1 protein-coding gene is annotated in these 258 nt (G+C 49.6%); it reads right to left on the bottom strand.

Features of this window, described 5'->3' with window-relative positions:
* Positions 1–208 (bottom strand): hypothetical protein (locus tag AC2FA3_RS15340; RefSeq protein ID WP_438451696.1); only part of this gene is annotated, 208 nt, incomplete at its 3' end.
* Positions 209–258 lie beyond the last annotated feature (50 nt).

Raw genomic sequence — 258 nt, 5'->3', positions numbered from 1 at the left:
GTAGATAAGTGAGAAGGGAGGCCCCATACTCCGGCTGGAATATACGGGCTCGTGCCCCTATCTGACATGAGAACAGGTTGTACAACGAGTTGTTGATGGCCAGTACGTCAGGCAGCAAATCGGGGTTAGTGTCCAGCGTAAACTTCGACGACGCATCGACCCATACGGCACCCCGCGTATCAAGCTGATATGCTGTTGGTGTAGTCATGTTGAGTTCTCCTTACCATTAAATTTTGATTTGAGGGATAGGAGTACTAG

The organism is Janibacter sp. CoH_79_TC_3 (assembly GCF_058197955.1).
This window is presented reverse-complemented; position numbering and strand designations above follow the sequence as displayed.